Source organism: Thioalkalivibrio sp. AKL10, from assembly GCF_000381845.1.
Taxonomy (GTDB): domain Bacteria; phylum Pseudomonadota; class Gammaproteobacteria; order Ectothiorhodospirales; family Ectothiorhodospiraceae; genus Thioalkalivibrio; species Thioalkalivibrio versutus.
This window is the reverse complement of the sequence record NZ_KB907145.1, coordinates 411,555-427,465: the sequence shown is the minus strand read 5'-3', so window position 1 is coordinate 427,465 and position 15,911 is coordinate 411,555. Positions and strand designations below refer to the sequence as shown.

Sequence of the window (15,911 nt, the reverse complement as noted above, 5' to 3'; positions counted from 1 at the left end):
ATAGACTCGTTCGTGTTGGGAAAATTCCACCACGCGACCGAAGACCGGCCTGACAGCGCCGGCGCCTCGGCGCATGATAGAACCATCCGGACCGACTGCCTGGCCATCACCTCCCCGGGAGACGCATGAGCGATCGCGACCCGTCACGCGACTGGCACGCACTGAAGACCGACGCGTTGCTCCGGCACCTGGAGGCGAGTGATCGCGGGCTCGCATCCAGCGATGCGCAGGAACGGCTGCAGCAGGTAGGCCCCAACCGTCTGCCGGAGACCGCGCGTACTGGCCCGCTGAAGCGCTTCCTGCTGCAGTTCCACAACGTGTTGATCTATGTGCTGATCGCCGCGGCCGTCGGCACGGCGTTTCTCGGGCACTGGCTGGATACCGGCGTGATCCTCGGGGTGGTGCTGATCAACGCCATCATCGGCTACATCCAGGAAGGCAAGGCCGAGAAGGCCCTGGACGCCATCCGCCAAATGCTCTCGCCCCGCGCCCAGGTGCTGCGCGACGGCCAGCGCCGCAGCATCCCGGCGGAAGAGCTGGTCCCCGGCGACATCGTCTATCTGCAGGCGGGGGATCGCGTCCCGGCGGACCTGCGCCTGACTGGCGCGCACAACATGCGCATCGACGAGGCTGCGCTGACCGGCGAATCGGTCGCCAGCGACAAGCAGACCGACCCGGTGCAGGCCGAGGCCGACCTGGGCGATCGGCGGTGCATGGCCTACTCCGGCACCCTGGTCGCCTTCGGCCAGGGGCGCGGCGTGGTGATCGGCACCGGGGCCGATACCGAGATCGGCCGCATCTCCACCATGATCGGCGAGGTGGAGACCCTGACGACGCCGCTGCTGCGCCAGATCGCCCAGTTCGGCCGCTGGCTGTCGGTGGCGATCGGCATACTGGCCGCGGCCACCTTCGCCTTTGGCTTCTGGGTGCGCGACTACGACCTGGTGGAGACCTTCCTCGCGGCGGTCAGCCTCGCAGTCGCGGCGATCCCCGAGGGCCTGCCGGCGATCATGACCATCACCCTGGCGATCGGGGTACAGCGCATGGCCGCGCGCCACGCGATCATCCGCCGCCTGCCCGCGGTGGAGACCCTCGGCTCGGTCACCACCATCTGCTCGGACAAGACCGGCACCCTGACCCGCAACGAGATGACGGTGAAGAGCATCGTCACCACCGCGGCGGAGTACGAGCTGACCGGGGTGGGCTACGAGCCGCACGGCGGGATTACCCGCGACGGCCAGGAGGCCGATCCGGAATCCGACCCGCTGCTCGCGGAGATCCTGCGCGGCATCCTCCTGTGCAACGATGCCGAGGTCTACCCGAAGGACGACGCCTGGACCATGGAGGGTGACCCCACCGAGGGGGCCCTGATCACCGCGGCGATGAAGGGCGGGCTGGACCCGAAGCTCGTGAACAAGGAATTTGTGCGCGACGACGTGATCCCGTTCGAATCGTCCTACAAGTTCATGGCCACCCTGCACCACGATCATGAGGGTCACGCCTTCCTCTTCCTCAAGGGCGCGCCAGAACGCGTGCTGTCCCTGTGCAGCCACCAGCGCACTAAAGATGAGGATGAACCGCTGGACTCCGAACACTGGCAACAGTGGATGGATGATGTCGCCGCCCGTGGTCAGCGCCTGCTCGCTCTCGCTACCCGGCGCATGGAAGGGCACCGTCGAGAGCTCGAGTTTGGCGACATCGAGAACGGGGGGCTCACCCTGGTCGCTGTCTGCGGAATCATCGACCCGCCGCGTGAAGAGGCGATCGAAGCGGTGGCTCACTGTCAGGGAGCCGGGATCCGCGTGAAGATGATCACCGGCGATCACGGCGTCACCGCACGGGCGATCGCCGACGAACTGGGCATCAACACCAAAGGCGGTGTGGTGGTCGGCCACGAACTGGACAACACCTCGGACGATGACCTCAAGGCGATAGTCCAGCGCGTCGACGTATTCGCCCGTACCACACCGGAGCACAAACTACGCCTCGTGCGCGCGATTCAGAGCCACGGCGACGTGGTGGCCATGACCGGTGACGGCGTAAACGACTCCCCTGCACTCAAACGCGCCGATGTTGGTGTGGCCATGGGGCTGAAGGGCACCGAGGCCGCACGCGAGGCCTCCGCAATGGTACTGGCCGACGACAACTTCGTCTCCATCGCCAATGCGGTCGAAGAAGGCCGAACTGTCTACGACAACCTGAAAAAGGCGATCATGTTCCTGCTGCCCAGCAACGGGGGGCTGGCCTTCACGATCGTCGCTGCCATTTTGCTGGGTCTGACCCTGCCGCTAACTCCGGTGCAGGTGCTATGGGTCAACATGGTCAGCGCAGTTACCCTCGGCTTGGCGCTGGCCTTCGAACCTACCGAGCCGGGCGTCATGCAACGCCCTCCTCGCCCGCCCAATTCGCCTATCTTGTCCGGCTTCCTGCTCTGGCGCGTCAGTTTCGTGTCCACCCTGCTGGTCGCCGGCGCCTTTGGCCACTTCCTGTGGCTGGAGCAGCAGGGGGCGGAACACGAGTTCGCCCGCACGGTGGCCATCAACACCCTGGTGATGGGGCAGCTGTTCTTCATGCTTACCAGCCGTTCTCTTCTGGCGCCTGCTCTCAGCCATGCAAGCCTCGTCGCCAGCCGACCGGCCCTGGTCGCAATCGGGATCCTGATCGTACTGCAGAGCCTCTTTACCTACGCCCCGCCACTGCAGCTGCTGTTCGGCACCACCGCCATCGGCCTCGAGGAATGGGCCCGCATCCTCGCCTTCGGCCTGATCCTGTTCACTCTGGTCGAACTCGAAAAGACGCTGCTGCGCCGGCGTGGTTTCAACCCCCACCAGTAGCGCCGCTTGACGGTCAGTCTCGTGCCGCGGCGGCGTTCCAGCGCCGCCCCATGCGGCTACCCAGCCACACCCCGGCGATCCACAGCACCAGGGACACGGCCACATAAAGCCCGGCGCGGCCCGCAGCACCCGACTGCATCAGCCACAGGCTCTCGAGACTGAACACCGAGAAGGTCGTAAAGCCGCCGCAGACACCCGCCAGCATGAAGTGACGAAACACCGGGTAGGCCGGGCGGCAGCCGCCCGGCGCGCTGATCGCCGCATACAGCCCGATCAGCCACGATCCGGCCACGTTCACGGCCAGCGTGTCCCAGGGAAAGCCGGTACCGGCCAGGTGCAGCCCGATCCAGGAGACGCCGTAGCGCGCTATGCTGCCGAGCGCAGCCCCCAGCGCCACGAATAGCGAGAGACGCAGCGAATACCCGGTCACGCCGCGCCACCTGCCAGGCGGCCCAGCGCGTGCCCGATGGCCACCAGCGACAGCCCTCCGCCCAGGGTCAGCAGGACGTAGACGAGCGCCGGGCGCAGCCCGTCCTGCTCCGCGACCCCCAGCACCTGCAGGCTGAACGAAGAGACTGTGGTGAAGCTGCCGAGCACGCCCACCACCAGCAACAGCCAGAGCCAGGAGGCGAGCGCCGGCCCCGAGGTCCATCCCAGTGCCAGCCCGATCAGCAGCGCACCGGAGGCATTCACCGCCAGCGTCCCCCACGGGAAGCGGCCGCCCCCGGTGCGGTTGTCGATCCACTGCGACAGCCAGAAGCGCGCCAGCGCCCCAGCGCACCCCCGGCTCCCACCAGCAACAGGCCCTCCCACCACGCGATCATGGCGCCATTGTCAGCGGCACCGCCCAAGCTTTCGAGCATCGGGGTCAGGGAAACACTGACTCATGAACCCACCCGCGTACCCTTCGCGCGACCCCATTCCAGCGCAAACGCCTGGGGGCCAACCGTCGCGGTCGCCGCGGGTCCGGAACCGCCCACCGAAGCGACACCCCTTCGACAAAGGCGCGATGGCGACTGACCGCACATCCAGGCGGCCGCGCCGCAGATCTCAATCCTCGTCGAGAGTGGCAAAGCCTTCGGCCAGATGATCGATCAGGCCGCGCACGGCCGGTAGCTGACCGCGGCGCGACGGGAACACCGCATGCACGATCTCGCGCGGCGGGGCCCAGTCCTCCAGCACCGTAACCAGACGGCCCTCCGCCAGCTCCGTGGTCATCATCATGGTCGGCAACTGCACGATCCCGACCCCGTGGCAGGCGGCAATCCGCAGGGCCGTCATGCTGCGCGTGACCAGGCGCGGCTGGTGGGCAATCCAGGCCTCGCCACCGTCGGGCCCGACAAGGTGCCACTGATAGCGTGCCTGCGGCCGGCTCAGTGCGAGGCTGGGGAGGTCTGCGAGATCCGCGGGCACCTGTGGCGAGCCCTCACGCTGAAGCAGGTCGGGGCTCGCCACCAGCCGCTGGGCCCGGTCGGCCAGGACGCGCAGGACAAGCTCGCTGTCCTCCAGCGGCGGCGGCTCCACGCGGATGGCGATATCGAAGCCTTCCTCGATGACGTCCACGCGGCGGTTGGTCGCGTCCAGGTGCAGCTGCACCCGCGGGTAACGGCGCTGGTATTCCGCCAGCATGGTCGCCACCCGGGCATCCAGCAGTGCGACCGGACAGCTCAGCTTGACCGTGCCACAGGGCTCGTCGCGCAGGCCGTCGATGGCGTCCTGCGCGGCCTCCGCCTGCACCAGCATGGCCTTGCAGAAGCCATGGTAGATGCGCCCGATCTCGGTGACGCCGACCTGCCGGGTGGAGCGCTGCAACAGGCGCACCCCCAGGCGTTCTTCCAGCGCCGCGATCCGGCGACTGAGCTTGGACTTGGGCTCGCCCAGTGCCCGTGCAGCGGGGGCAAACCCGCCGTGCTCGACCACGCGGGCGAAATAGTAGAGATCGTTGAGGTCCTGCATCTTCATCGTTCCGATTATGGAACGGTGAGTGTAATTTTTGCGTACTACCAGCGCCACCGTCCCGCTGTCAGGATTCTCGTCAGGTCATAACTCACGACCTTTCGAGGAGAACGACATGAAGACCATCCTGGGTACATACAGCGCCCCACCCCGCCACTGGGTCGGCAACGGCTTTCCCGTGCGTTCGCTGTTTTCCTACCAGAGTCACGGCCGCCACGTGAGCCCGTTCCTGTTGCTCGACCATGCCGGGCCCATGGATTTCGAACCCGCGACCCGGCCGCGCGGCGTCGGAGAACATCCGCACCGGGGGTTCGAGACCGTCACCATCGTGCTGGATGGCGAGGTGGAACATGCCGACTCCACCGGGGCCGGCGGCGTTATCGGACCGGGCGATGTGCAGTGGATGACCGCCGGTGCCGGCATCCTGCACGAGGAGTTCCATTCCCGGCGCTTCACCCGCACCGGCGGGCGGCTGGAGATGGTGCAGCTCTGGGTCAACCTGCCGTCCCGATACAAGATGACCGCACCGGGCTATCAGCACCTGGGCGTCAGCGACATCCCGGAGATCGCACTGCCGGACGCCGCGGGGCGGCTGCGAGTCATTGCCGGCGAATATGCCGGGCAGCCAGGGCCGGCCCGCACCTTCAGCCCGATGCAGGTGTGGGACCTGCGCCTGGAGCGCGATGGCGAAGTCCGCCTGGACCTGCCGCACGGCTGGAACTCCATGCTGGTGGTACTGCACGGCACCGTTCAGGTGAACGGCAGCGAGATCGCGCGCGGCGGCCAGCTGGTGATGCTGAGTGCGGAACACGAGGGGGTAATCGTCGAATCCAATAACGACGCCACCGTCCTGGTCCTGTCCGGCGAACCCATCGACGAGCCCGTCGTCGGCCAGGGGCCCTTCGTCATGAACACCCCGGACGAGATCCGTCAGGCCATCCGCGACTATCGCGAGGGCCGCCTGCAGGACTCCGCCCCATCCACTTGACCCAACCCCGCGGCGCACCCGCGTCGCGGACTTTCATGCCTGCCCGGCAGGCCTTCACAAGGAGAACGATATGAATCACGACTACACCTACCGCCGCCTCGACAAGGACGATGCCGCGCTGCTGCTGGTCGATCACCAGTCCGGTCTGATCTCGCTGGTCCAGGACTTCGAACCCAGCGAATTCAAGAACAACGTGCTGGCCACGGCTGCCTGCGGCCGGTACTTCGGGTTGCCCACCATCCTGACCACCAGCTTCGAGGCCGGCCCCAATGGACCACTGGTGCCGGAACTGAAGGAGATGTTCCCCGACGCCCCCTACATCGCGCGTCCGGGCAATATCAACGCCTGGGACAACGAGGAATTCCTGGCTGCAGTGAAGGCCACCGGCAAGAAGCAGCTGATCATCGCCGGTGTCGTCACGGAGGTCTGCGTGGCCTTCCCGGCGCTGTCCGCCATCGAGGAGGGCTACGACGTGTTCGTCGTGACCGACGCCTCGGGCACCTTCAACAAGACCACCCGCGATTCCGCCTGGTCCCGCATGGAGGCCGCCGGCGTGCAGCTGATGGGCTGGTTTGCGATGGCCTGCGAACTGCACCGCGACTGGCGCAATGATGTCGAAGGCCTGGGATCGCTGCTCTCCGAGCACATCCCCAACTACCGCAACCTGATGACCAGCTACTTCGCGCGCAACGCGTGAGCCATGAGCTATCGGGACGGGGGCCATCGCGGCGCCCGCCCTTTTCCGTTTTTATCGATGCGGCCCCGGCGACCTGACGCCAAGGAGGCCTTCACAAGGTCCGGGATCACCGGGGACATGCGCCTCCGGATTGCCGGGATGGTAAAGTGCGGGCCCAGCAAGGGCCGTAAAGGGCCTGCCCTCATTCAAACCGCATTCGTCGCAGGAGCATCATGGCGCAGTACATCTTCACCATGAACGGCGTGGGCAAGATCGTCCCGCCAAAGAAGTACATCCTCAAGGACATCAACCTGAACTTCTTCCCGGGCGCCAAGATCGGCGTGCTGGGTTACAACGGCGCGGGGAAATCCACCCTGCTGCGCATCATGGCCGGCGTGGATACCGACATCGTCGGCGAGGCGCGCCCGCAGCCGGGCATCAACATCGGCTACCTGCCGCAGGAGCCGCAGCTCGACGAGAGCAAGGACGTGCGCGGCAACGTGGAAGAGGCCGTGGCGCCGGTCAAGGAGGCCCTGGCCGAGCTGGATCAGGTATACGCCGCCTATGCCGAGCCGGATGCGGACTTTGATGCCCTGGCCGCCAAGCAGGGCGAGCTGGAGGCGAAGATCGAGGCCGCTGACGGCCACAACCTCGAGCGCAAGCTGGAGGTCGCCGCCGACGCCCTGCGCCTGCCGCCGTGGGATGCCGACGTAAAGACCCTGTCCGGCGGTGAGCGCCGGCGCGTGGCGCTTTGCCGGCTGCTGCTGTCCAGCCCGGACATGCTGATCCTCGACGAGCCGACCAACCACCTGGACGCCGAGTCCGTCGCCTGGCTCGAGCGCTTCCTGCAGGAGTTCCAGGGCACCGTGGTCGCCGTCACCCATGACCGCTACTTCCTCGACAACGTCGCTGGCTGGATCCTCGAGCTCGACCGTGGCCAGGGCATCCCGTTCCAGGGCAACTACTCGCAGTGGCTGGAACAGAAGGAAAAGCGCCTGAAGCAGGAAGAAAAGGCCGAGGCCGCCCGCGTGAAGGCGATGGAATCCGAGCTCGAGTGGGTGCGCTCCAACCCGAAGGGCCGTGGTGCCAAGAGCAAGGCCCGCCTGAAGCGCTTCGAGGAGATCGCCTCCACCGACTACCAGAAGCGCTCCGAGACCAAGGAGATCTACATCCCGCCGGGCCCGCGTCTGGGCGACAAGGTGCTGGAGGTGGACAACCTGTCCAAGCACTTCGGCGATCGCGTGCTCTACCAGGGCCTGTCTCTCTCCGTTCCGCGCGGGGCGCTGATTGGTGTGATCGGCCCGAACGGCGTGGGCAAGACCACCCTGTTCCGCATGATCGCCGGCCAGGAACAACCGGACGAAGGGACCATCGAACTGGGCGAAACCGTGCAGCTGGCGTATGTCGACCAGAGCCGCGATGCCCTGCAGGACGAGAAGACCGTCTGGGAGGAGATCTCCAACGGCCAGGACATCATCCAGGTCGGCAACTTCCAGATGCCGTCACGCGCCTACGTCGGCCGCTTCAACTTCAAGGGCACCGACCAGCAAAAGCGCATGAAGGATCTCTCCGGTGGGGAGCGCAACCGCGTGCACCTGGCCAAGCTGCTGCAAAGCGGCGGCAACTTCCTGCTGCTCGACGAACCGACCAACGACTTGGACGTGGAGACCCTGCGCGCGCTGGAAGAGGCGCTGCTGGACTTCCCCGGCTCCGTGATCGTGATCTCGCATGATCGCTGGTTCCTCGACCGCATCGCCACGCACATCCTCGCGTTCGAGGAAGACGGCAACGTGGTGTTCTTCGACGGCAACTACCAGGAGTACGAGGAGGACCGCCACAAGCGCCTGGGCGCCGCGGCCGACCAGCCGCACCGGGTCAAGTACAAGCGACTCGCCTCCTGATCCACCCCGAAGGCCCGGCACCCGCCGGGCCTTCGGCTTTCCGCCCCGGAACATTGGCCATATGGTCACCGTCAATGCCTGCTGCATCGGGCCAGCCCGCGCCGAGGCTACGGGCTAACCGGCCGAGTCTGCTCCAGGAATGCCTCCGTAAACCCTTCCAGCTCTGCATCTTCGATCAGCCCTTCGCGCCGCATACACCTGAACTGATCCAGCGCCTTCGAGCGGGCATGGCCATCGAAGATGAATGCAAGCCGCTCGTTCGCTTCGTTCAACTGCTGATAGAGACCCAGAAAGCGTTCGTGATTCGACCGGTCGTCCTGTTCCATCGTCGCCCGGCAATTGGCCAGGGCTCGTTCGCAGTAACGATCCAGCGCGGTTTCCTTCAACCGGCTGAACCGCTTCCAGTCCGACTCCTTGATCATTTCGGCCGCCTCCTGAAACTCGATACGTCAGGTGGTCAGGCGTGTGCGCGCCCAACCGCCCGAAAATAATGCAACGGCTGCGCTTGGCCCGCCAACCCTACCGGCGATCGCAGGTCGCGGTCAGGCGCCCGTCCACCGGCTCCCCCGTCATCTCCATATCCGCGAATCGGCCGTCGGCCTGCAGTTCGCTTCCGTCGATCTGGATCAGCGGCTCGGCAGCACCTCCGGCGGCACTAATCCACTGCTGGCCCATGCGGGTCCGATTGGCCTCCAGCACCTCGCCACCCGCACGAAAGTCCCCAAACTGCAGCGACACCGAGTGCGTCAGCATCCCCGCAACCGCATTGCGCGAGGCGAACACCCGCAGCGGGCCGCGATCCGTATCCGCGCGCGCCACCAGCGTCTGGTAGCGGTCATCCGACTCACCCGAGAAATCACAGACCTCCATCTCCAGCACGTACTCATCGCCCTCCAGGACCAGTGTCGCGGCCCCGGCCGCGTGGGCATTCCCGGAAACCAGCGCAACGGAAAACAACGAGACCAGACAGGCGGGCAGGACCAGCGCTCGACGCATACGGGAGCTCCTTCGCATGGGTAGGGGTATGCCGGAAGCTTACCCCATCACCCCGCGAAGCTCCTGCCTCCTGCCATGCGGTCCATCCCGACGGCCGTGCCCCAGTTTCTGGGCGTTGGCCGGCGATGCGGATTCCCTTCGTTCGGGATGTGGTCCATATTCGGGTTAGCGGCCGGATTGTCCGGCCGGTCTGCCTTCGGGACGGAGGGCGATGCAGGGATCCATCAGCAGTACAGGAAGCGCGGGGTCCTCGGACGGCTGCGAGAGGCGACAGGCCCAACCCGAGCGAATCGCGACTTGTCGCCTGCAGATGCACCCAGGGTTCACGCTGGACGACGCGGCCGCGATTGTTCCCTATCTCGCGCGGCTGGGGGTTTCGCATGTCTATCTGTCGCCGATCCTGCAGGCGGTGCGCGGCAGCAGCCACGGCTACGACGTGGTCGACCCCTCGCGGGTCAACGAAGAGCTTGGCGGCGAACCGGCACGCCAGCGCCTGTGCGCGGCGCTGGACGCCGCCGGGATGGGGCTGGTACTGGACATCGTGCCCAACCACATGGCGGTGGCCGGGGACCAGAACCCGTGGTGGTGGGATGTGCTGGAGAACGGCCCGTCCAGCCCGTTTGCGACGTACTTCGACGTCGACTGGGAGTCCTCGGAGGAGCGCTGGCCGAACAAGGTCCTGCTCCCGGTGCTGGGCGATCATTACGGCCGTGTCCTCGAGGCCGGCGAGATCCGCCTGCAATATGGCGCCGGGCTGTTCGACCTCGCCCATTACGAACACCGCTTCCCGCTGGACCCCTCTTCGCTCAACGAGCTGCTCGACCGCGCCTGTCGCGCCACCGGTATCGAGCTGCTGGGCTTTCTCGCGGAATCCTGTGCCCGCCTGCCACAGCCGCATCTGATCGCACACCATTCGGTGGCACGGCGCCACCGCGACCAGGACGTGATCCGCCAGCTTCTGGACGACACGACCCGCCAGGACCCGGCAGCCGCCGAGGCAATCGCGGCCGAGGTCGAACGGATCAACGCCGACCCCGATGCCCTGGACGCGCTGATCGAAAAACAGAACTACCGGCTGGCCTGGTGGCGCACCGCCGGACGCGACCTTGGCTACCGGCGGTTTTTCGACATCAACGACCTGGCCGGGCTGCGTCAGGAGAAGGAGGAGGTATTCCAGGCCGTGCATGCGTTGCCGGTCCGCTGGGTGGCGGAAGGCTCGGTGCACGGCCTGCGGGTCGACCACCCGGACGGCCTGCGCGACCCCGGGCAGTACTTCAACCAGTTGCACCGCACCTGTCCGGACACCTGGATCGTCGCCGAGAAGATCCTCGAGCCCGGCGAACAGCTGCCGGGCGACTGGCCGATCGCCGGCACCACCGGCTACGACTTCCTCAACCGCGTGCAGGGGCTGTTCGCGGACCCGGCCGGCGAGGCCCCGCTGACGCGGCTCTTCGAGGAGCTCACCGGCGAGGGATCCGACTACCCCGGACTGGTCTACGAATCCAAGCGGCAGGTACTCAAGGACCTGCTCGGCAGCGAACTCAATCGCCTGAGCTCGCTGTTCGTGGATATCTGCGAACGCCACCGCCGCCACCGCGACTACACCCGCCACGAGTTGTACCTCGCCCTGCTGGAGGCGGCGGCCTGCTTCCCGGTCTACCGCACCTACGTCACCCCACGCGAAGGCGGCGTGACGGCGGCCGACGTCGGCTGCGTGGAGACCGCGATCCAGCAGGCCGCCGAGCGCCGCCCGGAGCTGGACAGCGAGCTGCTGCAGTTCCTGCGCAACCTGCTTCTGCTGCGCATCCCTGGCGAGCGCGAGACCGAGCTCGCCCTGCGCTTCCAGCAGCTGACAGGCCCGGCGATGGCCAAGGGCGTAGAGGATACCGCGCTGTACCGCTTCCACCGCCTGACGGCACTCAACGAGGTCGGCGGCGGCCCGGGAAGCTTCGGGTTGTCGGTGGACGAATTCCACGAGGCCAGCGCCCGGGCCCGGGCGCTGCACCCCGAGGCGATGCTGGCCACCTCGACCCATGACACCAAGCGCAGCGAGGACGTACGCGCCCGCCTGCTGCTGCTCTCCGAGATGCCGGAGGCCTGGGCCAGGAGCGTGCGTCGCTGGATGCGTCACAACGCCCGCCACCGCAGTGGTGGGTGGCCGGACCCGGCCACCGAGTACCTGTACTACCAAACGCTGGTCGGCGCCTGGCCGATCGACGCCGAGCGCATCACGGCCTACATGGAAAAGGCCGCCCGCGAGGCCAAGCAGCACACCAGCTGGACCCATCCGCAGGAGGACTACGAGCAGGCCCTGCACGATTTCGTGGCCGGCACCCTGGACGACCCGGGGTTTCGCGAATCGCTGGAGTCGTTCCTGCAGCCGCTGGTCGCTCCCGGCCGCACCAACAGCCTGGCGCAGACCCTGATCAAGCTCACCGCGCCGGGCATCCCGGACATCTACCAGGGCAGCGAGCTGTGGGACCTGAGCCTGGTCGATCCGGACAACCGCCGCCCGGTGGACTTCGAGACGCGCGCCCGGCTGCTGGAGAAACTCGCCCACCTCTCGCCGGCGCAGATCAGCGCCCGCGCCGATGAGGGCCTGCCCAAGCAGTGGGTGACGCACCAGGCCCTGGCCCTGCGCCGCCGCCACCCGGAGTGGTTCCGCCCGGATGCGGCCTACACCCCGCTGCGCGCCAGTGGCGAACGCGCCGGGCATGCGATCGCCTACCTGCGCGGCGAAGGCGCCCTGGTGCTGGTGCCGCGCCTGGTGCTCGGCCTGGCGGGCGACTGGCTCGACACCCGCCTGCGGCTGCCGCCCGGCACCTGGCACAACCGACTGTCCGGCGAGGCTCTGCAAGGCGGCGACTGCCCGGTCGCGGAGATCCTCGATGCGTTTCCGGTGGCCCTGCTCGAACGCGAGGAGGCAACGCAATGACGACCGTGCGCGTGTGGGCCCCCGAGGCGAATCAGGTCGAACTGGAGTGCGGTGGCAGCCGCATGCCAATGGACCGCCGCGCGGACGGCTGGTGGTCGCTGCAGACCTCGCGGGTGGTGCACGGCAGCGACTATGCCTTCCGCGTCGACGGCAACGGCCCGTTCCCCGACCCGCGCTCAGCCTGGCAGCCGCAGGGCGTGCACGGCCCGTCGCGCTGGCTGGAGCATTCCCGCTTCGTCTGGAACGACGCCGGCTGGCAGGCGCCGCCGCTGGCCGCGGCGGTGATCCAGGAGATCCACGTCGGCACTTTTACCCCGGAAGGCAGCTTCGACGGCGTGATCGACCGCCTCGATCACCTGGTCGACCTCGGCATCACCCACCTGGAGCTGATGCCGGTGGCGGCATTCCCCGGCGAGCGCGGCTGGGGCTACGACGGGGTCGACCTGTACGCACCGCACCACGCCTACGGGGGCCCCGATGGCCTGAAACGGCTGGTGGATGCCTGCCACCGCCGCGGCATCGCGGTGCTGCTGGACGTGGTCTACAACCACCTCGGCCCGGATGGCAACTACCTGGCGCAGTTCGGCCCCTATTTCACCGACCACTACCAAACCCCGTGGGGCGACGCCGTGAACCTCGACGGCCCCGACAGCGATAGCGTGCGCCGCTTCTTCATCTACAACGCCCTGATGTGGCTGCGCGACTACCACCTCGACGGCCTGCGCATCGACGCGGTACACGCGATTGTCGATACCTCGGCCACCCATTTCCTGGAGCAACTCGCCGCCGAGGTGCAGCGCCTGGGGCGGGCGCTCGGGCGGCATCTGGTGGTGATCGCGGAGAACGACCGTAACGACCCGCGCGTGGCGCGGCCGGTAGAGGCCGGCGGCTACGGGCTGGACGCGCAGTGGAACGAGGACTTCCATCACGCACTGCATGCCCTGCTGACCAGGGAATCCGACGGGTACTACGCGGACTTCGGACGCCTGGCGGATGTCGCCCGGGCGCTGACGCGAGGCCTCGTCTATGACGGGCGCTACTCCCACTATCGCCGGCGTACCCACGGGCGACCGGCCTCCGACCTGCCCGGCCGGCGGTTCATCGGCTGCCTGCAAAACCACGACCAGGTTGGCAATCGGGCCCTGGGGGACCGAATCAGTGAAGGCGTCTCGCCGGGACTACTGAAGATTGGAGCGGCCCTGGTGATGACCAGTCCCTTCGTGCCCATGCTGTTCCAGGGGGAGGAATGGGCGGCCGCGACGCCGTTTTTGTATTTCACCGATCACACGGACACCGACCTGGGGCGCGCGGTGACCGAAGGCCGCCAGCGCGAGTTCGCGGCCTTCCGGCGGGACACCGATGCCGGCAGCATCCCGGACCCGCAATCCATCGAGACCTTCGAACAATCCCGCCTGGACTGGGACGAGCTCGAACGCGAGCCGCATGCCGACATCTTGCAGTGGTACCGGGCCCTGATCGCCCTGAGGCATGCCCACTCGGCGTTCGGCGACGACCGTCTGGAGGCGATCGAGGCGCATTTCGACGAGGCGGCACGCTGGTTGATCGTGCACCGGTCGGGACTGCGGGTGGTGTGCAACCTGCACCCTGCCCCGCAACGGCTGGCGTGCCCGGGCGTCGCGGCCGGGCACCTCCTGCTCCAGTCCGATACAGGTATCGTGGTGGGTCCGGACACCCTGGAGCTGCCCGGCGAGTCCGTCGTGATCCTGGACGCGCCTGCCCCCTCCTGCCTGCCCGGCCAACCGTCCATGTCAAAGGAGTGATCCAGTGACCGTATCCGACCGCCCCGTACACCGCATTGACGGCTACCTGCCGATCGAGGAGCACGGCCTGATCGGGAACTGCACGACTGCCGCCCTGGTCGGTCGCGACGGGACCATCCCCTGGATGTGCGTCCCCCGCTTTGACTCCGAACCCTTGTTCTGCGCGCTGCTGGATCACCAGCGCGGCGGCGCCTTCACCGTGGCCCCGGAACCCCTGGTCACCTCGCACCAGCGCTATATTCCGGATACCGCCGTCCTGATCACCGAGATGACCGGACCAGAGGGGCGCGTCCGGGTGACCGACTGTCTGCCCCTGCGCGCAGGGGCAGACCTCTCGGAGGACGCACCCGCCGGACGGAATGAGCTGCTGCGCCGGATCGAGGTGCTGGAGGGCCGGGTACACCTGCGGGTCCGCGTTACACCCCGGGGCGGGGCGGATTTGTATCCGCACGGGGCCGGGCTGGGCCTGGCGTTGCACCGCCAGCCGGACCTGGAACTGGCCCTGAGCTCGTCCCTGCCGCTGGAGGACGCGGACAGCCTGCATGAACTGGAGGCCGGGGAGCAGCATCACGTGCTCCTCGGGTGGGGGCCGCATACGCATCGGTTCCAGCCCCGCACCCCGCAGGACCTGCTCGAGGCCACCCTGCTGGTCTGGCGACGCTGGATGACGCACTTCAGCTATGAAGGGCCTCGCGAGGACCTCGTCCGCCGCTCGGCTGTCACCCTCAAGCAGATGGACTACACCGCGACCGGGGCCATGATCGCGGCACCGACATCCTCCCTGCCGGAGGCGATCGGCGGCCCGCGCAACTGGGATTACCGCTACGCGTGGATCCGCGATGCGGCGTTCTCGGTGTATGCGATGAGCGACATCGGCATGACCCACGAGGCCGCCGGGTTTATCGGCTGGGCCCTGGACGCCGTCGATCGCGCGGGCTGGCCCCGGGTGCTGTACGACGTGGACGGCCACCTCCCGCAACCGGAGCGCAGCGATCCCGAACTGGAGGGCTACCGTGGTTCGGGGCCCGTGCGCTGGGGGAACGGCGCGGTCGAACAGCGCCAGCATGACGTGTTCGGGGAGATCCTCGATTGCGCCTATCGCTGGGTACGCTGGGGCGGCACGCTGGACGATCACCTGTGGCAGCGCCTGCGGCGCCTGGTCGAGTCCGCCAAGACCGAATGGAAAAACCCCGACCACGGGATCTGGGAGGTCCGCACAGCCGGACGACCGTTTACCTACTCCGCCGCCCTGTGCGCGGTCGCGCTGGAGCGCGGGGCCGCGCTGGCCGAGAGCAACGGCGTGCAAGGCGACAGTGCGCTCTGGCGTTCCGAGGCGCGGCAGATCCACGAGGCGATCCTGGAACAGGCCTGGGACCCCGAACTCCAGAGCCTGACCGAACATCTGGGCGGCGGCGGCATCGACGCGAGTCTGCTGGCACTACCCGGACGCGGCGTCATCCCCGCGGATCACCCGAAGATGGTGGCCACTACCGTGGCCGTCGTCCGGCGCCTGGGTGCCGGCAACGGCCTGCTCTACCGCTATCTGCCGGAGGAATCCCCGGACGGACTGCCCGGGCACGAGGGTGCGTTTGTGCTGTGCAGCTTCTGGCTGGTCGACAATCTGGTCGGGCAGGGTCGACTGGAGGAGGCCCAGGCGCTGTACGACTCCCTGTGCGACCGCACCAATGCGCTGGGTCTGCTCCCGGAACAGATCGACCCCGCTAGCGGCGCTTTCCTCGGCAACTTCCCGCAGGCGTTCAGCCACGTCGGCCTGATTTCGAGCGGCATCAAGCTCGCGCGGGCGCTGGAGCGAAGCCGGGAGCGTTGAGAACAGTCAACTCACG

The 15,911-nt window shown here is 67.5% G+C and carries 11 protein-coding genes and 1 pseudogene; 7 read left to right on the top strand and 5 right to left on the bottom strand.

The genetic code is table 11. The features are described from left to right. The first annotated feature begins 125 nt into the window (after nt 1-125). A complete protein-coding gene (locus tag G333_RS0113035) occupies nt 126-2,834 on the top strand; it encodes a cation-transporting P-type ATPase (protein WP_019628645.1) in 2,709 nt (902 codons plus the stop codon). A gap of 13 nt (nt 2,835-2,847) precedes the next feature. Here the strand turns inward: G333_RS0113035 and G333_RS0113030 are convergent, their stop codons facing one another. The 3 genes and pseudogenes from G333_RS0113030 to G333_RS0113020 form a co-directional block, all read right to left on the bottom strand. After that, nucleotides 2,848-3,264: a CrcB family protein gene (locus tag G333_RS0113030; RefSeq protein WP_018950694.1), complete on the bottom strand. Its 417-nt coding sequence runs from the start codon at nt 3,262-3,264 to the stop codon at nt 2,848-2,850. After that, nucleotides 3,261-3,658, bottom strand: a pseudogene (gene crcB / locus G333_RS14385) (fluoride efflux transporter CrcB). The gene G333_RS0113030 and the pseudogene crcB overlap by 4 nt, the downstream one beginning before the upstream one ends. A gap of 226 nt (nt 3,659-3,884) precedes the next feature. Beyond that, nucleotides 3,885-4,796, bottom strand: a complete 912-nt coding sequence (locus tag G333_RS0113020; RefSeq protein ID WP_018950692.1) for a LysR family transcriptional regulator — start codon at nt 4,794-4,796, stop codon at nt 3,885-3,887. 109 nt (nt 4,797-4,905) lie between these two features. Between G333_RS0113020 and G333_RS0113015 the strand changes: the two genes are divergently transcribed. The 3 genes from G333_RS0113015 to ettA all read left to right on the top strand — a co-directional run bounded on the left by G333_RS0113015 (nt 4,906) and on the right by ettA (nt 8,355). Next, on the top strand, nt 4,906-5,778 hold the full coding sequence (locus G333_RS0113015) for a pirin family protein (RefSeq protein ID WP_018950691.1): 873 nt from the start codon (nt 4,906-4,908) through the stop codon (nt 5,776-5,778). Between the two features lie 70 nt (nt 5,779-5,848). Continuing rightward, nucleotides 5,849-6,475 (top strand): isochorismate family cysteine hydrolase YcaC, encoded by a 627-nt coding sequence (gene ycaC, locus G333_RS0113010; RefSeq protein WP_018174436.1) that lies wholly within the window; start codon nt 5,849-5,851, stop codon nt 6,473-6,475. Nucleotides 6,476-6,687: 212 nt separating this feature from the next. After that, nucleotides 6,688-8,355: an energy-dependent translational throttle protein EttA gene (ettA, locus tag G333_RS0113005; RefSeq protein ID WP_018950690.1), complete on the top strand. Its 1,668-nt coding sequence runs from the start codon at nt 6,688-6,690 to the stop codon at nt 8,353-8,355. Between the two features lie 107 nt (nt 8,356-8,462). Here ettA and G333_RS0113000 read toward each other — a convergent pair whose 3' ends face one another. Both G333_RS0113000 and G333_RS0112995 read right to left on the bottom strand, forming a co-directional pair. Continuing rightward, nucleotides 8,463-8,777 (bottom strand): hypothetical protein, encoded by a 315-nt coding sequence (locus G333_RS0113000; protein ID WP_018950689.1) that lies wholly within the window; start codon nt 8,775-8,777, stop codon nt 8,463-8,465. Nucleotides 8,778-8,874: 97 nt separating this feature from the next. After that, a complete protein-coding gene (locus tag G333_RS0112995; RefSeq protein ID WP_018168608.1) occupies nt 8,875-9,351 on the bottom strand; it encodes a hypothetical protein in 477 nt (158 codons plus the stop codon). A gap of 211 nt (nt 9,352-9,562) precedes the next feature. Here G333_RS0112995 and treY point away from each other — a divergent pair, with 211 nt between their 5' ends. From treY to G333_RS0112980, 3 genes are read left to right on the top strand one after another with little or no spacing between them, the layout of a single operon-like run. After that, a complete protein-coding gene (treY, locus tag G333_RS0112990; RefSeq protein ID WP_026340965.1) occupies nt 9,563-12,286 on the top strand; it encodes a malto-oligosyltrehalose synthase in 2,724 nt (907 codons plus the stop codon). Then, complete coding sequence (gene treZ / locus G333_RS0112985; protein ID WP_019628643.1) at nt 12,283-14,067, top strand: malto-oligosyltrehalose trehalohydrolase; 1,785 nt, start codon at nt 12,283-12,285, stop codon at nt 14,065-14,067. The genes treY and treZ overlap by 4 nt, the downstream gene beginning before the upstream one ends. A gap of 4 nt (nt 14,068-14,071) precedes the next feature. Beyond that, nucleotides 14,072-15,895, top strand: coding sequence for a glycoside hydrolase family 15 protein (locus G333_RS0112980; protein ID WP_019628642.1), 1,824 nt, complete (start codon nt 14,072-14,074; stop codon nt 15,893-15,895). The last annotated feature ends 16 nt before the right edge of the window (nt 15,896-15,911 follow it).